Consider the following 16534-nt stretch of genomic DNA (forward strand, 5'->3'; position numbering starts at 1 on the left):
TGGCGAGCCCGCTGGCGGAGAAAAGGTGGGAGTTGTGAAGAGCTTTCTTCTGACAATGGTGCTGCTGCTGGCGAGCGGCGTGCCGGCACTGGCGAGCGGTGGCGGCGAGGTGGCCAACCTGACCGGTACCGCTTACGGGATCTTCGGGCTGATTCTTTTCGTCGCGGCCTACTCGCTGGTCATTCTCGAGGAGAAGCTGCACCTGCGCAAGAGTAAGCCGGTTATTCTCGCTGCCGGGATTATCTGGGTCCTGGTCGCCCTCGCCTATGCGGCGATGGGCGACACCCATACGCCCCATGCAGCGATCCTCGGCAACCTCACCGAGTATGCCGAACTCTTCCTCTTCCTGCTGGCGGCGATGACCTACATCAACGCCCTGGAGGAGCGCAATGTCTTTCGCGCCCTGCGCTCCTGGCTGGTCAACAAGGGCTTCACCCTGCGCACCGTCTTCTGGGTCACCGGCTTTCTCGCCTTCATCATCTCCCCGGTCGCCGACAACCTGACCACCGCTCTTCTGATGGGAGCGGTGGCGATGGCGGTGGGGGGGAGCAACCGCGCCTTCGTCATCGTCGCCTGCATCAATATCGTCGTCGGCGCCAACGCCGGTGGTGCCTTCTCCCCCTTTGGCGACATCACCACGCTGATGGTCTGGCAGAAGGGGAAGGTCGATTTCATCGAATTCTTCGCCATCTTCTTCCCCTCCCTGGTCAACTGGCTGATTCCGGCGGCGATCATGAGCTTCGCCGTCCCCAAGGAGAAGCCCGAGGCGATGGACGAGACGGTGCATATGAAGATCGGCGCCCGGCGCATCATGTTCCTCTTCCTGCTGACGATCGCCACCGCCGTCTCTTTTCACAACTTCCTGCACCTGCCGCCGGCCGTCGGCATGATGCTCGGTCTCGGTTACCTCTCCTTTTTCGCCTACTACCTGAAGAAACTGGAACATCGTCTGCTCAGCGGCGACAGCCCCCTCGACGTCACCGGTCATGCCCACATGCCGGTGGCCGGCTTCGACCTCTTTCGCAAGATTGCCAAGGCCGAATGGGACACCCTCCTCTTCTTCTACGGCGTCATCCTCTGCGTCGGAGGGCTCGGTCAGTTCGGCTACCTCGCCTATGTCTCCAATTTCGCCTATAACGGGCTGGGGCACACCACCGCCAACGTCCTGGTTGGCCTCCTCTCGGCAATCGTCGACAACATCCCGGTGATGTTCGCGGTCCTCACCATGGACCCGCACATGTCCCACGGCCAGTGGCTGCTGGTGACCCTCACCGCCGGCGTTGGGGGCAGCCTGCTCTCCATCGGTTCGGCCGCCGGGGTCGCCCTGATGGGCTCGGCTCGCGGGATTTACACCTTTGGCAACCACCTGAAGTGGACCTGGGCGGTGGCGCTCGGTTATGCGGCGAGCATCCTCGTCCACCTCTGGCTCAACGCCAGTCACTTTACCGACTTCCATTAACCGGCGACGACCGCCGCAGGCAACGAGGCGGGGAGGCGACTCCCCGCTTTTTTCATGGCCGGACTCTATTTTCATATCCCCTACTGCCGCAGCAAGTGCGCTTACTGCGACTTCTTCTCCCTCGCCGACGCCGCCCTGCCGCTCGCCGATTACGTTACGTTGCTGCATGACCAGCTGGCGCTGACCCCGGCCCAATGGTCAGCCCCGGCGCCCCTGGCGAGCGTCTTTTTTGGGGGCGGCACCCCTTCGCTGCTCGAACCAAAAGCGGTTGCCGGGCTGCTGGCGGCCGCCGAGCGCCGTTTCGGTTTCGCCCCCGGGGTCGAGATTTCCCTGGAGGCGAACCCCGGGACGGTGACGCCCGCCTCTCTGGCCGACTACCGCGCCGCCGGGGTGAACCGGCTCTCCCTCGGGCTGCAATCCCTTAACGATTTCTCCCTCGCCTTTCTCGGTCGCGGCCACTCCGCCGCACAAGGACGCCAGGCCTGCGCCTGGGCGCGCCGGGCCGGCTTCGACAACCTCTCCTGCGACCTGATCTTCGGCCTCCCTGGCGAGACGGAGGCAAGTCTCGATGCCGAGGTGACAGGGTTGCTCGAGCTCGCTCCGGAGCATCTCTCCTGTTACGGGTTGAGTGTCGAGGCGGGAACCCCGCTGGCCACCCGCCTCCAGCGCGGCGAGTTTCTCCCCGCCGACGAAGGACGATTCGCCGCCGGCTACCGGCAGCTCGACGCGGCCCTCACGGCAGCCGGACTGGTCCATTACGAAGTCTCCAACTTCGCCCGCCCGGGCAGGGAATGCCGGCACAACCTTGGTTATTGGCAACGACGCAGCGTTGTTGGCGTGGGCGCCGGGGCTCACAGCTTTATTGCGGATGGCTGGGGGCGGCGGCTGGCGGTCGCTCCTGACCTCGCCGGCTATGCCGCGGCGCTGCGCAGCGGACAGGACCCGGCGACGGAACTGGAGCAGTTCGACCGCCGCGGGGCGATGGCCGAGACCCTCTACCTCGGCCTGCGTACCGCGGCCGGTGTCGACGACGCGGCATTCCAGGATGCCTTCGGCAGTGATGTGGCCAGCGCTTTTCCGGCGGCTTTGCGGCGCTGCGGCCAGCGCCTTTCCCGGCGCCAGGGCCGCTGGGTTTTCGATCTCGATGGCTGGCTCCTTTACGACCACCTGATCAGTGCCTTTCTTTGAAATAGGGGCACTCTGCGGTGTCGCCCTTCACCCTTGACAAAGGGAGGGGCCGTTGTTATGTTGAGTCCCGTTAGCACTCTCGTCTCAGGAGTGCTAAGGATGGGTCGGCCGGGTTGTCCGGCTTGATTTTTTGGGGCGGGGATTGCGATGGCCGAAGAGCTCAACGAGCGGGGTCGCCGGATTCTCGAGGCGATTATTGAAGACTACATCGCCTCGGCGGAACCGGTCGGCTCGCGGGCAGTGACCCGGCGCCACCAGATGGCGATCTCGCCGGCCACCGTGCGCAACGTCATGGCCGACCTCGAAGAGATGGGCTACATCGCCTCGCCGCATACCTCCGCCGGTCGAGTTCCGACCGAGAAGGGTTATCGTTTTTACGTCGACTCCCTGCTCCAGTTGCGGCAGCTGACCCGGGATGAGCAGTTGCGCATCGAGGGGCACTATCGCAAGCGCGGGCTGCGGGTCGAGGATTTGCTGCAGGAAGCCGGCAAGGCGCTGTCGATGATGTCGAGTTACACCGGCATTGTCATGGCGCCGCGCTTCACCAGCACCATCTTCCGCCATATCGAGTTCGTTCGCCTCTCCCAGGGGCGGCTGCTGGTGGTCTTTGTCACCCGCTCCGGGCTGGTGCAGAACAAACTGGTGGAGAACAGCGAGAACCTCTCCCAGTCCGAGCTTGACCAGATCGGCAATTACCTCAACCGGACTCTCGGCGGCCTGACGATGCAGCAGGTCAAGGCCAAGATAATCGAAGAGATGGCCCGGGAGAAGGCGCTCTACGACCAGCTGATGCAGCGGGCGCTGCGCCTCTCCGAGGTCGCCCTGCGCGATGAGCCGGGGGGACAGCTCTACATCGAGGGGACTTCGAACATCCTCGATCAGCCCGAGTTCGCCGATGTCGAAAAGATGCGCCGGCTGTTTCGCGCCTTTGAAAAGAAGAGTCAGCTGGTCGAGCTTCTCGACCGGACCCAGCAGGCCGGGGGGGTGCAGATTTTCATCGGCAGTGAAAGCGAATACCGGGAAATCGAGGGGTGCAGTCTGATCACCGCCAGCTACTCCAACAGTCTCGGTACGCTCGGGACCCTGGGGGTGATCGGCCCGAGTCGCATGCCTTATTCGATGGTCATCCCGATTGTTGACTACACCGCGCGGCTGGTCAGCCAGCTGCTTGAAAGCGAGGAGAACGGATAGCGTGGCCAAGAAACAGAAGACGGAAGCCCCGGAAGTGACCCCTGATACGGAACAGACTCCGGCGGAGACGAATGAAGCGGCAGCGCCGGACGCCGAGCTGGAGAACCGGTTGACGGCCAGCCTGGAAGAGGCGGCCAAGAACTGGGACCTCTATCTGCGGACCAGGGCCGACTTGGACAATTATCGCAAGCGGGCCCAGCGCGAGAAAGAAGACCTCGGCCGTTTCGCCAACGAAAACCTGCTGCGGGAGCTGCTGCCGGTGGTCGACAACCTGGAGCGGGCGGTAGCCCACGCCCGGGAGAGTGGCACCGGGGACGGCAGCCTGCTCGAAGGGGTGGAAATGACCCTCGGCCAGCTGCGCAAGGTTTTCGAGCGCTCCGGTGTGACTGCAGTCGAGGCGGTCGGCAAGCCCTTCGACCCCTCCTGCCACGAGGCCATGGGGCAGCTGGAGAGTGACGAGCTCCCCCCGGGGAGTGTCATCCAGGAATTGCAGAAGGGTTACCTGCTCAATCAACGCCTGCTGCGCCCGGCCATGGTCATGGTCAGCAAGGCGCCCGCGGCGGAGAACCCGGGGCAAAACGCGTGAGCGCGCCGGGAACCGGGCGCGTAATCAATAAAAGCCAACTTCTTCAAGGGAGGATATAAACTCATGGGTAAAGTTATCGGAATCGACCTCGGAACCACCAACTCCTGCGTCGCCGTGATGGAAGGTGGCGAGCCGATCGTCATCGCCAACTCGGAAGGTTCGCGCACCACCCCGTCGATGGTCGCCTTCACCGAGGGGGGTGAGCGGCTGGTGGGGCAGCAGGCCAAGCGCCAGGCGGTCACCAACCCGGAAAACACACTCTACGCCATCAAGCGCCTGATCGGCCGCAAGTTCGATACGGAAGCGGTGCAGAAGGATATCAAGATCAGCCCCTTCAAGATCCTTAAGGCCGACAACGGCGACGCCTGGATTGAGGCCCGCGGCAAGAACTACAGCCCGCCGGAGATCTCGGCGATGGTGCTGCAGAAGATGAAGCAGACCGCCGAAGACTACCTCGGTGAAGAGGTGACCGACGCCGTCATCACCGTTCCGGCCTACTTCAACGATTCCCAGCGCCAGGCGACCAAGGACGCCGGCAAGATCGCCGGTCTCAACGTCCTGCGCATCATCAACGAGCCGACCGCCGCTTCTCTCGCCTATGGCCTGGAGAAAAAGAAGGACGAGAAGATCGCGGTCTTCGACCTCGGCGGCGGTACCTTCGACGTTTCGATTCTCGAACTCGGCGACGGCGTCTTCGAGGTCAAATCGACCAACGGCGACACCTTCCTCGGCGGCGAGGACTTCGACCAACGCATCATCGACTATGTCGCCGACGAGTTCAAGAAGGAGCAGGGGATCGACCTGCGCAACGACAAGATGGCCCTGCAGCGCCTCAAGGAAGGGGCGGAGAAGGCCAAGTGCGAGCTCTCCGGCTCGATGGAGACCGACATCAATCTCCCCTTTATCACCGCTGACGCCTCCGGTCCCAAGCATCTCAACATCAAGCTGACCCGCGCCAAGCTGGAGAGCATCTGCAACGACCTGATCAATAAGCTGGTCGAGCCCTGCAAGATCGCTCTCAAGGATGCCGGCCTCTCGGCGACCGAGATCGACGAGGTGATCCTGGTCGGCGGCATGACCCGCATGCCGGCGGTGATGAAGAAGGTTCAGGATATTTTTGGCAAGCAGCCGAACCGCGGCGTCAATCCTGACGAAGTGGTTGCCATCGGCGCCGCCATCCAGGGCGGAGTGCTCAAGGGCGAGGTCAAGGACGTGCTGCTCCTCGACGTCACCCCCCTCTCCCTTGGCATCGAGACCCTCGGTGGTGTCATGACCCGGCTGATCGAAAAGAACACCACCATCCCCTGCAAGAAGAGCCAGGTCTTCTCCACCGCCGCCGACAACCAGCCCGCCGTCTCGGTGCACGTGCTGCAGGGCGAGCGGGAGATGGCTTCCGACAACAAGACCATCGGCCGTTTCGAACTGGTCGGTATTCCGGCGGCGCCCCGCGGCGTGCCGCAGATCGAGGTGACCTTCGACATTGACGCCAACGGCATCCTGCATGTTTCGGCGAAGGATCTCGGCACCGGCAAGGAGCAGTCGATCAAGATCACTGCCTCCTCCGGCCTCTCCGAGGAGGAGATCGAGAAGATGGTCAAGGATGCCGAGGCCCATGCCGGCGAAGACAAGAAGAAGCGCGAACTGATCGAGGCCCGCAACCAGGCCGACGGCCTGGTCTATACCACCGAAAAGTCTCTGGACGAACATGCCGACAAGATCGACGACGAGACCCGCGGCAAGATTCGCAGCGCCCTCGATGAGCTGAAGGCGGCGATGGAGAGCGGCGATGCCGAGGCGATCCGCAGCAAAACCGAGGCGCTGGGCCAGGCTTCCCACAAGCTGGCCGAGGCGATGTATGCCCAGGCCCAGCAGGCCGGCGCCGCCCCGGAGGGAGCGCCGGGGGGCGGTGACGATACGGTGGTGGACGCCGAATTCGAGGAAGTCGACGGCGACAAGAAGAAGTAATCTCCTTCGCCCTGAATAGCGGGGCCAGAAGCCGGGACCCGTCCCGGCTTCTGGCGCTTGGAAACCCCTGCTCCACCCCGGTGGATGCAGAGAGCCGGCGGCGGTGAGGCCGCTGCGAGGACAGATCCATTGGCCAAGCAAGACTACTACGAAGCACTCGAAGTCAATCGCAACGCCAGCGATACCGAGATCAAGAAAGCCTATCGGCGGCTGGCACTGCGCTATCATCCTGACAAGAACCCCGGGGACAAGGCGGCGGAGGAACGGTTCAAGGAGCTGTCCGAGGCCTATGCGGTCCTCTCCGACCCCCAGAAGCGGGCGACCTATGACCAGTTCGGCCACGCCGGCCTGAATGGCGGCGGCGGCTTTGGCGGCAGCCCGTTTGAGGATATCTTCGGCGACATCTTCGGGGATATCTTTGGTGGCGGTGGCTCCCGGCGCGGCCGCGGTCGGCGGGGTGACGATCTGCGTTACAATCTCTCCATCTCCTTCGAGGAGGCGGCCTTTGGCCTGGAGACCAAGATCCAGATTCCCCGCCACCAGAGCTGTAGTGCCTGTGACGGCAGCGGGGCGAAGAAGGGGACCAGTCCCAAGACCTGCCCCACCTGCCAGGGGGCCGGACAGGTTCGCTACCAGCAGGGATTCTTCTCCCTGACCCGCCCCTGCCCCGAGTGCGGTGGCGAAGGGCGGGTCATCCTCAGCCCCTGCCCTGAGTGCCGGGGCGCCGGACGCATCCAGGCGAAACGCCAGCTCTCCCTGAAGATTCCCGCCGGGGTTGAAACCGGCACCCGCCTCAAGCTGAGCGGCGAGGGGGATACCGGGAGCCAGGGCGGTCCGCCCGGCGATCTTTACGTGGTGATTGCGGTCAAGGACCATCCCCTCTTCCAGCGGGAGGGGCAGGAGGTCATCTGCGAGGTGCCGATCTCCTTCGTCCAGGCGACCCTGGGCTGCGAACTCGAGGTCCCCACCCTGGACGGCAAGGTCAAGCTCAAGATCCCCGCCGGCACCCAGACCGGAAAGGTCTTCAAGCTCGCCGGCAAGGGGATCCCGCACCTGCAGGGTTACGGCCGCGGCGATCACCTGGTGGTGGTCCGTCTCGAAACCCCGACCCGGCTTACCGCAAAGCAGCGCGAACTCCTTGAGGAGTTCGCGCGTGAGGGGGGCGAGGAGATCAACCCCACGGGGAAGGGCTTTTTCGACAAGGTCAAGGAACTCTTCGATTGACCGGGGCGGGACGCCCAAAACGGTCCCGGTCAGGGAGGATGGGATGACTCGCTTGCTGAAGCTGGTGCTGTTACTGCTCCTGCTCGCCTTGCCCCTGACGGCGGCGGCCTACCCGGACAGCCCCGCGGAGAGCCGCCCCCCGGGTTTCGGCGAAGGGCAGGGGAGCCTGGAGCAGGGGTTGGCCCTCTTCCGCGCCGGCCAGGTCGACCAGGCCACCATCCTGCTGCGCGGATTTGTCGTCCAGCATCCCGCCGACCCCGAACTTCCCCGCGCCGTCCTCGCCCTGGCGCAGATCTTTCTCCAGCAAAACCATCCCCAGGAAGCATTGCTCTACCTGGAACGGGTACCGGAGGCGGAGCGTACCCCGGAGCTGCGCCTGCTCCTCGGCCAGGCGCTCCTTGCCAACGGCCAGGTCGAAAGGGCCCGGCAGCAGCTGCTGGCCGTCGATCCCCCCGACCTTTCCACGACCAGCCAGGGGGCACGCCTGCAGGCGCTGGCCCGCGCCGATGCCGCCCTGGGCCGCCCCCTGGAAGCCCTCACTTTCCTCTACCAGCTCGTGCGCCTCGTTCCCGAGACGAGCTCTGTCCCCCTGCAGGAAGGACACGCGATCCTGCAGACCCTGGACGAAGCTGCGCTCGGCGAGGCCGCCTTCATGTTCGGGGAGACTCCCCTCGGGCTTGATGCCCTCCTGCAGCAGGCCGAACGGGCCTATCGGCGTGGCGATCAGGCCACCGCCAGCCGCCTGTTGACGAGGCTCCTCGGCAGCCCGGTCGACTTTCCTTATCGCGCCGCGGCGGCGGAGCTCTATGCGCGGGTGGCGGGGCGCCCCTGGCTGCAGCGCACGATCGGCGTACTGCTCCCCCTCTCCGGAAAGTATGCGACCTTTGGCGAGCTGGTGCGCCGCGGCATGGAACTCGCCCTGGACCAAAAGTCCGGTGGCCCGGCCCCGGTGCGACTCCTCTTCCGGGATATCGGCGCCGACCCCGAGCGCAGCGCGGAAGCGGTGAGCAGGCTGGTGCGCGAGGACGGGGTGATGGCGATCGCCGGACCGATCACCGGGTCTGCGGCTGTGGCCGCCGCCGAGCGCGCCCAGCAGGAGCAGGTGCCGTTGCTGACCCTGTCGCAACGCGAGGACCTGCCGCAACTGGGCAACATGATCTTCCGCGACTCGCTGACGCCGCAACTGCAGGCCGAGGCGCTGGCCCGCTATGCGGTGGAGGTGCGGGGCCTGACCCGTTTCGCCATTCTGCTGCCCGACAGCCGTTCCGGGCAAGAGATGGCCGATTTATTTACCGCGGCGCTGCGCCGCTGCGGCGGCCAGGTCCTGGTGCGCGCGGCTTATGCTCCCGATGCCACCGATTTCCGCCGCCAGGTCCGCCTGCTGATGGGGAAGGACCCCGATGCCCGGGATGAGGCACCTTCCGATGACCCCCTGGAAGAGCTTTTCCGGCCGGAACCGCCGCCCCTGCCGTTCCAGGCGCTCTTCATCCCCGATTACGTCGAAAAGGTCGGCCTGCTGGCGCCGCAGCTCCCCTATTATGGTCTCGAGGGGGTGCCTCTGTTCGGTATCAACGGCTGGAATTCGCCGGAGCTGGTCCGGGCTGCCGGCCCCTACGTCGAGGGGGCGGTCTTCGTCGATGGCTTCTTTGTTCACAGCCCCTATCCCTTTGTGCGCGACTTCGTCGCCCGCTACCTCGAACGTTATGGGGAGGAGCCGACCGTCCTTGAAGCCCAGGGGTACGATGTGGCCGGCATTCTCCTCGACATCCTGAGCGATCCGGCGATCGCGACCCGCGCCGAACTGCGCCTCGCCCTGCAACGGCTGCACAATTATCCCGGCGTTACCGGTGCCACCTCCTTCACCCTGGAGGGGGAAGCGGATAAGGTCCTCTTTCTCTTGCAGGTGAAAAATGGCAAGATTGTCCAGATCAATTGAGCGCGGCTGACGGATTCTCCCTAAGTATGGCACCCTGGCGATATCGAACCCTCCTCCGGCCAGTTTTTGCGGCCGTAGCCCTGCTGCTGTTGCTATCCTGCAGCCCCGGCCCCGCGACTCCGGTTCTGGCGCCTCCGGGTGGCGGTTTGGGGGCGTCGGGCATCGCCGGGACGGTGCGCAGTCAGAATGGTCGACCGGCTGCAGGGGCCTGGGTTTATGCCTATCGCAATCCCCGCGGTAACCTGCGCGGGCCTGCCGATTTTGCCGCGGAGACCGATGCCGCCGGCGCCTATTTTCTCGATCTGGTCGAGGGAGACTACTGGTTGGTGGCACGGCTGCGGCAGGGGGGCGGAGAATCGGGGCCGCCGCAGCCGGGGGATGCCTGGGCGCTCTTTCCCGACAACCCGATAGCAGTGGCGCCGTCCCGGGTGGGACGTGCCGATTTCGTTCTCATGGGCGGTAACCGGCCCCAGCTCGGTCGTAACGCCCGTCTCGCCAGTAGCGATACCGGTTTTACCGGTTCCGTCGTGGACGCCAGCGGCCAGCCGGTCGCCGGCGTCATCGCCATGGCGTACCGTGACAGTGACTTCCATCGTATGCCCGACGTCACTTCCCCGGCGACGCAGATCGATGGCCACTTTATTCTCCACGTTCCGGCGGCCGGACGTTATTGTCTGGTGGTTCGCTCCGGGAGCCGCGGTCAGCCGGTGGCCGGTGAACTCTATGGCCTGCTCGGTCGCGGCGAGGACGCCTGCCGGGAGGTCGGTAGCGGGCAGATGCTCGATGTCGGCACCCTCACGGTGACCCCTTACCGGCGTTAACGGCAGACCCGGGAGTGGGGGGCAGCCCTCCCGGCAACGCGCCGCAAATCCCCGTTTCACGGGGGGTTGTCCTTGACGGGAGGGCTCTGTTGTGGTATTCTTCCCGGGTTGCGGAAGGAGTTTGCCTTATGTTCAAGATTGGCGACAGGGCGGTATACCCGACCCAGGGCCTCGGTGTCATTGAGGCAATCGAAGCCCGGGAGTTTTCAGGGCAGCACAACAAATTCTATGTTCTGAAGATTGTCGACAGCGACATGACGATCATGGTCCCGGTGACCAATGCGGCCCAAGTTGGGCTGCGAACGGTCATTGAGAGAGACCAGGTCTCGACGATCTACACCACCCTCGGGGAGAAGCAGGAGAACGGGGGGGCCGTTGCTTCCTGGAGCCGCCGGCAACGGGAATACAACGAGAAGATCAAGTCGGGTGACCTGCTCGAAGTCGCCCAGGTGCTGCGCGAACTCTACCTGATCAAGGAAGGGAAGGATCTTTCCTACGGCGAGAAGAAGGTGCTCGACCTGGCGCGGCGGCTGCTGGTCAAGGAACTGGCCTTTGCCGAAGGAAGCGAAGAGCAGCAGGTTGCCGAGCGGGTCGAGAGCATTTTCGTCAACTAGTATCCCACCGTCCAGACCGGGACCGGGCGCGCAAGCACCGGTCCTCTTTTTTCTCTGCAGCCCAGCTGCGGAGATCTGCTTGCCGGCCGCCGCCAAGGTGGCCCCTGCCCTGCGGGGGTGCCCGCCGGAGGAGCATGAGTGTCATTGTCTTGGTTCCTGCCGCCGGCATGGGCCGGCGCATGGGAGCCGCCGTCAACAAGCAGTACCTGACCCTGGCCGACCGGCCGATCCTCGCTCATACCCTGGCAGTCTTTGATCACCATCCCCTGATCGACCGGATTCTGGTTATCTCGCCGGCCGCGGAAATCGATTTCTGCCGCGCCGAAGTGGTGGAACGCTACGCCTTTGGCAAAGTTGAGGCCATTGTTGCCGGCGGTGCCGAACGCCAGGACTCGGTCGCCAACGGGCTGGCGGCCGCCGCGCCGGCGGATGACGACATCGTCCTGGTCCACGACGGGGTGCGGCCCCTCTTTCCGGCCGGGCTGATCCCCGCGGTCGTGGCGACAGCAAAGCGGGTCGGCGGTTGCGTCGTCGGCCTGCCGGTCAAGGATACGGTCAAGGTGGTGGCTGGCGGGCGGATTGTCTCGACCCCGGAGCGGGGGAGCCTCTGGCTCGCCCAGACCCCCCAGGCGTTTCCGGCGGCGGTGTTGCGGCGCGCCTACGCCGAGGCGGCGCAGGACGGCTTCCGCGGCACCGACGACGCCTCCCTGGTGGAGCGGCTCGGGCTGCCGGTGGCGATGCTCCCCGGCAGTGAACGCAACCTCAAGATTACGACCCCGGAAGACCTGGTGCTGGCCCGGGCCTTCCTGGCAGCGGAGGAGGAGGCAGGATGATGCGCATCGGCCATGGCTATGACGTCCACCGACTGGTTTCGGAGCGCAAACTGGTCCTCGGTGGTGTGGAAATCCCCTATTCCCTCGGTCTGCTGGGTCACTCGGACGCCGATGTCCTGTTGCACGCCCTCTGCGACGCCATCCTCGGCGCCCTGGGGGAAGGGGATATCGGCCGGCATTTCCCTGACTCGGATGCCGCCTTCAAGGGAATTTCGAGCCTCAAGCTCCTCCGCGAGGTGATGGTTCTCACCCGACGCAAGGGGTATGTTATCGGCAACCTCGATGTAACGGTGGTCGCCCAGCGCCCGAAACTCGCCCCCTATATCCCCGCCATGGTCGAGCGGATCGCCACGGCTTGCGAGTGTGATCCGGAACGGGTCAACGTCAAGGCGACGACGACCGAGGAGCTCGGTTTCGAGGGGCGCGGCGAGGGGATTTCCAGCCATGCCGTGGTCCTGCTGGAACCGCGCCCGGTCGGTGAAGAGTTCTAGCCGGCCAAAACCGCAATGCAAACCCACGGCTCCCGGCACAGCGGGGATAACAGCCCAGGAAAGGTGTCCATGACCAGCGAAGTGACTCCCACCAATTTTATCCGCAACCTCATCAGCGATGATCTCCAGCAGGGACGAGTCGACGCCGGAGTGGTGACGCGCTTTCCGCCCGAACCGAACGGCTACCTCCATATCGGCCACGCCAAGTCGATCTGCCTCAATTTCGGGCTGGCCGCCGCCTTTGGCGGGCGCTGCCACCTGCGCATGGACGACACCAACCCGGAGAAGGAGAGCGAGGAGTACGCCGAGGCGATCAAATCGGCGGTGCGCTGGCTCGGCTTCGACTGGGGCGAGCATCTATACTATGCCTCCGCCTATTACGAACGGCTCTATGCCTTCGCCGAGGAGTTGATCGAAAAAGGGCTCGCCTACGTCGACAGCCTCGACGCCGAGTCGGTGCGGCTCTATCGCGGCACCCTCACCGAGCCGGGGCAGGAGAGCCCCTTCCGCAACCGCAGCGTGGCCGAGAATCTCGACCTCTTTCGGCGCATGCGCGCCGGAGAATTTGCCGACGGCGCCCATATCCTGCGGGCACGAATCGACATGGCCGCCCCCAACATCAACCTGCGCGATCCGATCCTTTACCGGATCCAGCGCGTCCCCCACTACCGGACCGGCAACCGCTGGTGCATCTACCCGATGTATGATTTTGCCCACCCCCTCTCCGATGCCCTCGAGGGGGTGACCCATTCGGTCTGCACCCTGGAATTCGAAGACCACCGCCCCCTCTACGACTGGTTTGTCACCCACACTTCCGTCCCCTGCCGGCCGCGGCAGATCGAGTTCGCCCGCCTCAATCTGAGCTATACCGTCATGAGCAAGCGCAAGCTGTTGCAACTGGTGCAGGATCGGCATGTCGGCGGCTGGGACGATCCCCGCCTGCCGACCCTGGCCGGGATGCGGCGGCGCGGCTATCCAGCCGCGGCGATTCGCAGCTTCTGCGAGCGGATCGGGGTCGGCAAGAGTGACAGCTGGATCGACATCTCGGTGCTGGAGGACTGCGTTCGCGAGGAGCTCAACCTCAGCGCGCCGCGGGTGCTCGCGGTACTCAGGCCGCTGCGGGTGGTGATCAGCAACTACCCGGAGGGGAAGAGCGAGGAGTTCGAACTCCCCAACCACCCCGGAGACCCGGCCTTCGGCAGTCGCATGGTCCCCTTCTCCCGGGAACTCTTCATCGAGCGCGACGACTTCATGGAAGTACCGGTAAAGAAGTTTTTCCGCCTCGCGCCCGGCAGTGAGGTGCGCCTGCGCGGCGCCTATTTCATCCGCTGCGAAGAGGTGATCAAGGATGCCGCCGGTGAGATCGTCGAACTGCGCTGCAGTTACGACCCCTCCAGCCGCGGGGGCGCCTCCCCGGACGGGCGCAAGGTGAAGGGGACGATTCACTGGGTCTCCGCTCCCCATGCCCGGCGCGGCGAGATCCGGCTCTACGACCGGCTCTTCACCAGCGCGACCCCCGGCGCCGGCGGACGGGATTTTCTGGAGGACCTCAACCCCGACTCCTGTGAAACCCTCACCGACTGCTGGCTGGAGGGGGGAATGGCAGAGCTGGCGGCGGGTACGACCTTCCAGTTCGAGCGTCTCGGCTACTTCACCGTCGATGCGGAGCGCGGCCAAGACGGGGTCCCGGTTTTCAACCGGACCGCGACGCTGCGCGACTCCTGGGCCCGCCAGGAGTCGACAGGCGCGCCGTCATGACCCGCGGCGGTTGCCGCCGACGGCTGCGACAGGTGTCCTCATGACCTCCCCCCTGCAGGTCCTGATCGTCGATCGCGACGCGGAGCTCTGCCAGGCCCTGAGTGGGCTGCTGGAGGCGTCCGGGCATCGGGTCCGCTGCCTGCGGGGGGCTTTGACCCTGTCCGAGCTGCGGCGCCAGACCCCCGATCTGCTGCTGATCGATGTGCCGGGCGCCGAGGGGGAAGAGGTCGACCTGCTGCGGCGTTTGAGTCTGCAGCGGTCCACCCTGCATCTGCCGATCATCGTCACCGCCAATGATCCCCGCCTCGAGTTCGAACTCCTCGATGTCTTCGACGTCCTCCCCAAGCCCCTCGATGAGGAGCGTCTCCTCGAAGATCTGGCCCAGCTCGCGGCGCGGCGCAGCCCCCCCGGCCCCTACCCGGGCCTGACCGAGGTCGACCTCGCCCTCTTTCGTGACTTCCTCGTCACCCACAGTGGTCTCCATTTCGACCGCCGCAACGCCCTGCTGCTGGAACGTGGCCTGCAACGGCGGATGCGGGCCCTGCGCTCGACCGGCTACCGTGATTACCTCGGCTACCTCGAGGCGAACCAGGAGAGTCGCCAGGAGCTGAAAAAACTCCTCGGCCTGCTGACCATCGGCGAGACCTATTTCTTTCGCTACCTCGCCCACTTCGAGCTGCTGCGCGAGGTAATCATCCCCGAGGTGATCAGCCGCAACCGGCACAACCGATCGCTGCGCATCTGGTCGGCCGGCTGTTCCACCGGCGAAGAGCCCTACTCGCTGGCGATGCTGCTCCATGCCCAGTTTCCCCAGTTGCGCGACTGGCGCCTGGAGATCCTCGGCACCGACATCAACAAGCGTTCCCTCGCCGCGGCCCGGGCCGGGCTCTATGGCGGCCGCGCCCTGCGGGCTACCGAGGCCGCCTATCGCGATGCCTATTTCCGGGCAGAGGGGAGTCATTTCCGCATCGTTCCCGAGATCCGCGCGATGGTTCACTTCGGATATCTCAACCTGCGGACCGGCCTCTACCCGGGGCGGGCTGCCGCCCAGCCCCTCGACCTGATCTTCTGCCGCAACGTCATGATCTATTTCCAGCCGGAGACGACCCAGGAGATCATCAACAGGATGGCCGGGGTGCTGCGGCCCGGGGGCTACCTCCTGCTCGGCCATGCCGAGACCCTGCTCAACCTGCGCCATGACTTCGCCCGGGTTCAGTATGGGGGTGGCTTCGTCTACCGCCTGCCGGAGCCGGGAGCGCCGCCCCCCCCTCCTTCCGGGAACCTTGCCGCGCCGAAGATCGACCCCATTGTCCGCCGGCCGGTGTTGCCGCCGCCGTTACCCGAACCGCCGTCCCAGGCTGCTGGCGGCGGTGATCAGGACCCCCCGGATCTGGCGGAAATCTATGCCCGGGCGGTCGCCGCCTTTGATGAGGAAAATTTTAAAACAGCGTCTCAAAATTATGCTATACTCCTGCGCCACAAACCGGAACATGTCGGTGGCCTGGTCGGTTATGGCTTCCTGCTCGCCAACCGCGGCGACTACCAGGAAGCCCTCGAATATTGCCAGCGCGCCCAGCAGGTCGATGACCTCTACCCGGAGAGTTACTTCCTCATGGGGCTGATCCGGGAGATGGAAGATAACCCGGAGGAGGCGCTGCTCGAATACCGGCGGGCGCTCCTGCTCGACATGAACCTGATCATGCCCCACTACGCCCTGAGCCGCGTCTTCCGGCGCCTCGGCCGGTTGCAGGAGGCGGCCCGTGAGGTGCGCAACACCCTGCGCCTGCTGGAACGGCTCCCGGCCGGGCGCAAGCTGGTTTATGCCGGCAGCTGGACCCCGCAGAAACTGGCCCGGGAGTGTCGCCGGGAGCTCGAACAGTATGCAGGAGCCTAGATTCCAGAAAGACAGGACAGGCAGATGAAACAGTCGACATCCTACGAGATTCAGCGGGTGCTCCAGGAGATGCGCGAGGAATACTGGCGCGGGCTCGATGCGGTCGAGGAGGCGGCGATCGGCGAGACTGCCGATTACCTGGTGTTGCGCCTGGGCGGCGAGCGCTTCGGGTTTGCCACCAGCCTGACCCGGGAAGTCCTGCGCGCTCCGAAGCTGGTCCGCGTCCCCCAGGTGCCGTCCCACATCCGCGGGGTGATAAACCTGCGTGGCCAGATCGTCGCCGTCACCGACCTCGCCCAGGTTCTCGGCCTCGGCGAGACGGTGGTCACCGCTGGCACCCGGCTGGTGGTGGTCGAAGCCGGCGGCCTGACCACCGCCCTGCTGAGCGACGAAGTGCTGGGAATCGAGACCTTTCCTCTTGCCGCCATCGAGCCGCTGACCGAGGGTCTCGCCAGAATTCCGCGGGAAACCGTCCTCGGGCAGGTTCCCCGGGCGGACGGGATGCTGGTATTGCTCGACCTGCCGCGTCTCTTCAGCCATTCGCAATTCGTCATCGAACAGAAAGGGGACTGAC

The 16534-nt window shown here is 65.1% G+C and carries 14 protein-coding genes; all 14 read left to right on the forward strand.

Annotated elements, in window-relative coordinates:
- Positions 1–55: 55 nt before the first annotated feature.
- The 14 genes from nhaD (at position 56) to ACYQ8E_RS13180 (ending at position 16533) form a co-directional block, all read left to right on the forward strand.
- Entirely contained in the window at positions 56–1459 is a 1404-nt protein-coding gene (gene nhaD / locus ACYQ8E_RS13115) for a sodium:proton antiporter NhaD (RefSeq protein WP_066729625.1), read from the forward strand.
- A 54-nt stretch (positions 1460–1513) separates the two neighbouring features.
- Entirely contained in the window at positions 1514–2647 is a 1134-nt protein-coding gene (gene hemW / locus ACYQ8E_RS13120) for a radical SAM family heme chaperone HemW (protein WP_066723430.1), read from the forward strand.
- 147 nt (positions 2648–2794) lie between these two features.
- Positions 2795–3838: a heat-inducible transcriptional repressor HrcA gene (gene hrcA, locus ACYQ8E_RS13125; RefSeq protein ID WP_066723433.1), complete on the forward strand. Its 1044-nt coding sequence runs from the start codon at positions 2795–2797 to the stop codon at positions 3836–3838.
- 1 nt (position 3839) lies between these two features.
- Positions 3840–4424, forward strand: coding sequence for a nucleotide exchange factor GrpE (gene grpE / locus ACYQ8E_RS13130; RefSeq protein ID WP_231875374.1), 585 nt, complete (start codon positions 3840–3842; stop codon positions 4422–4424).
- Positions 4425–4487: 63 nt separating this feature from the next.
- Positions 4488–6389 carry a molecular chaperone DnaK gene (gene dnaK, locus ACYQ8E_RS13135; protein WP_066723439.1) on the forward strand — a complete coding sequence of 634 codons (1902 nt, stop codon included), beginning with the start codon at positions 4488–4490 and terminating at the stop codon, positions 6387–6389.
- A 129-nt stretch (positions 6390–6518) separates the two neighbouring features.
- On the forward strand, positions 6519–7613 hold the full coding sequence (gene dnaJ / locus ACYQ8E_RS13140) for a molecular chaperone DnaJ (protein WP_197463706.1): 1095 nt from the start codon (positions 6519–6521) through the stop codon (positions 7611–7613).
- 43 nt (positions 7614–7656) lie between these two features.
- Entirely contained in the window at positions 7657–9549 is a 1893-nt protein-coding gene (locus ACYQ8E_RS13145) for a penicillin-binding protein activator (protein ID WP_066723446.1), read from the forward strand.
- Positions 9550–9695: 146 nt separating this feature from the next.
- Complete coding sequence (locus ACYQ8E_RS13150) at positions 9696–10370, forward strand: carboxypeptidase-like regulatory domain-containing protein (RefSeq protein ID WP_066723450.1); 675 nt, start codon at positions 9696–9698, stop codon at positions 10368–10370.
- Positions 10371–10498: 128 nt separating this feature from the next.
- Complete coding sequence (locus ACYQ8E_RS13155; RefSeq protein ID WP_066723452.1) at positions 10499–10984, forward strand: CarD family transcriptional regulator; 486 nt, start codon at positions 10499–10501, stop codon at positions 10982–10984.
- Between the two features lie 134 nt (positions 10985–11118).
- Positions 11119–11817 (forward strand): 2-C-methyl-D-erythritol 4-phosphate cytidylyltransferase, encoded by a 699-nt coding sequence (gene ispD / locus ACYQ8E_RS13160; protein WP_066723459.1) that lies wholly within the window; start codon positions 11119–11121, stop codon positions 11815–11817.
- Complete coding sequence (gene ispF, locus ACYQ8E_RS13165) at positions 11817–12308, forward strand: 2-C-methyl-D-erythritol 2,4-cyclodiphosphate synthase (protein ID WP_066729627.1); 492 nt, start codon at positions 11817–11819, stop codon at positions 12306–12308. The genes ispD and ispF overlap by 1 nt, the downstream gene beginning before the upstream one ends.
- A gap of 69 nt (positions 12309–12377) precedes the next feature.
- Positions 12378–14066 carry a glutamine--tRNA ligase/YqeY domain fusion protein gene (locus ACYQ8E_RS13170; RefSeq protein WP_066723461.1) on the forward strand — a complete coding sequence of 563 codons (1689 nt, stop codon included), beginning with the start codon at positions 12378–12380 and terminating at the stop codon, positions 14064–14066.
- A 40-nt stretch (positions 14067–14106) separates the two neighbouring features.
- A complete protein-coding gene (locus tag ACYQ8E_RS13175; RefSeq protein WP_066723463.1) occupies positions 14107–15960 on the forward strand; it encodes a CheR family methyltransferase in 1854 nt (617 codons plus the stop codon).
- Between the two features lie 24 nt (positions 15961–15984).
- On the forward strand, positions 15985–16533 hold the full coding sequence (locus ACYQ8E_RS13180; RefSeq protein ID WP_066723465.1) for a chemotaxis protein CheW: 549 nt from the start codon (positions 15985–15987) through the stop codon (positions 16531–16533).
- The last annotated feature ends 1 nt before the right edge of the window (position 16534 follow it).

It is taken from the genome of Desulfuromonas carbonis (assembly GCF_054658035.1).

Excerpts from the sequence above, each read along its gene's own strand:
- ispD (WP_066723459.1), top strand. The coding sequence starts at position 11,119 with ATGAGTGTCATTGTCTTGGTTCCTGCCGCCGGCATGGGCCGGCGCATG.
- ispF (WP_066729627.1), top strand. The coding sequence starts at position 11,817 with ATGCGCATCGGCCATGGCTATGACGTCCACCGACTGGTTTCGGAGCGC.
- ACYQ8E_RS13175 (WP_066723463.1), top strand. The coding sequence starts at position 14,107 with ATGACCTCCCCCCTGCAGGTCCTGATCGTCGATCGCGACGCGGAGCTC.
- ACYQ8E_RS13180 (WP_066723465.1), top strand. The coding sequence starts at position 15,985 with ATGAAACAGTCGACATCCTACGAGATTCAGCGGGTGCTCCAGGAGATG.
- nhaD (WP_066729625.1), top strand. The coding sequence starts at position 56 with ATGGTGCTGCTGCTGGCGAGCGGCGTGCCGGCACTGGCGAGCGGTGGC.
- hemW (WP_066723430.1), top strand. The coding sequence starts at position 1,514 with ATGGCCGGACTCTATTTTCATATCCCCTACTGCCGCAGCAAGTGCGCT.
- hrcA (WP_066723433.1), top strand. The coding sequence starts at position 2,795 with ATGGCCGAAGAGCTCAACGAGCGGGGTCGCCGGATTCTCGAGGCGATT.
- ACYQ8E_RS13145 (WP_066723446.1), top strand. The coding sequence starts at position 7,657 with ATGACTCGCTTGCTGAAGCTGGTGCTGTTACTGCTCCTGCTCGCCTTG.
- dnaK (WP_066723439.1), top strand. The coding sequence starts at position 4,488 with ATGGGTAAAGTTATCGGAATCGACCTCGGAACCACCAACTCCTGCGTC.
- ACYQ8E_RS13155 (WP_066723452.1), top strand. The coding sequence starts at position 10,499 with ATGTTCAAGATTGGCGACAGGGCGGTATACCCGACCCAGGGCCTCGGT.
- ACYQ8E_RS13170 (WP_066723461.1), top strand. The coding sequence starts at position 12,378 with ATGACCAGCGAAGTGACTCCCACCAATTTTATCCGCAACCTCATCAGC.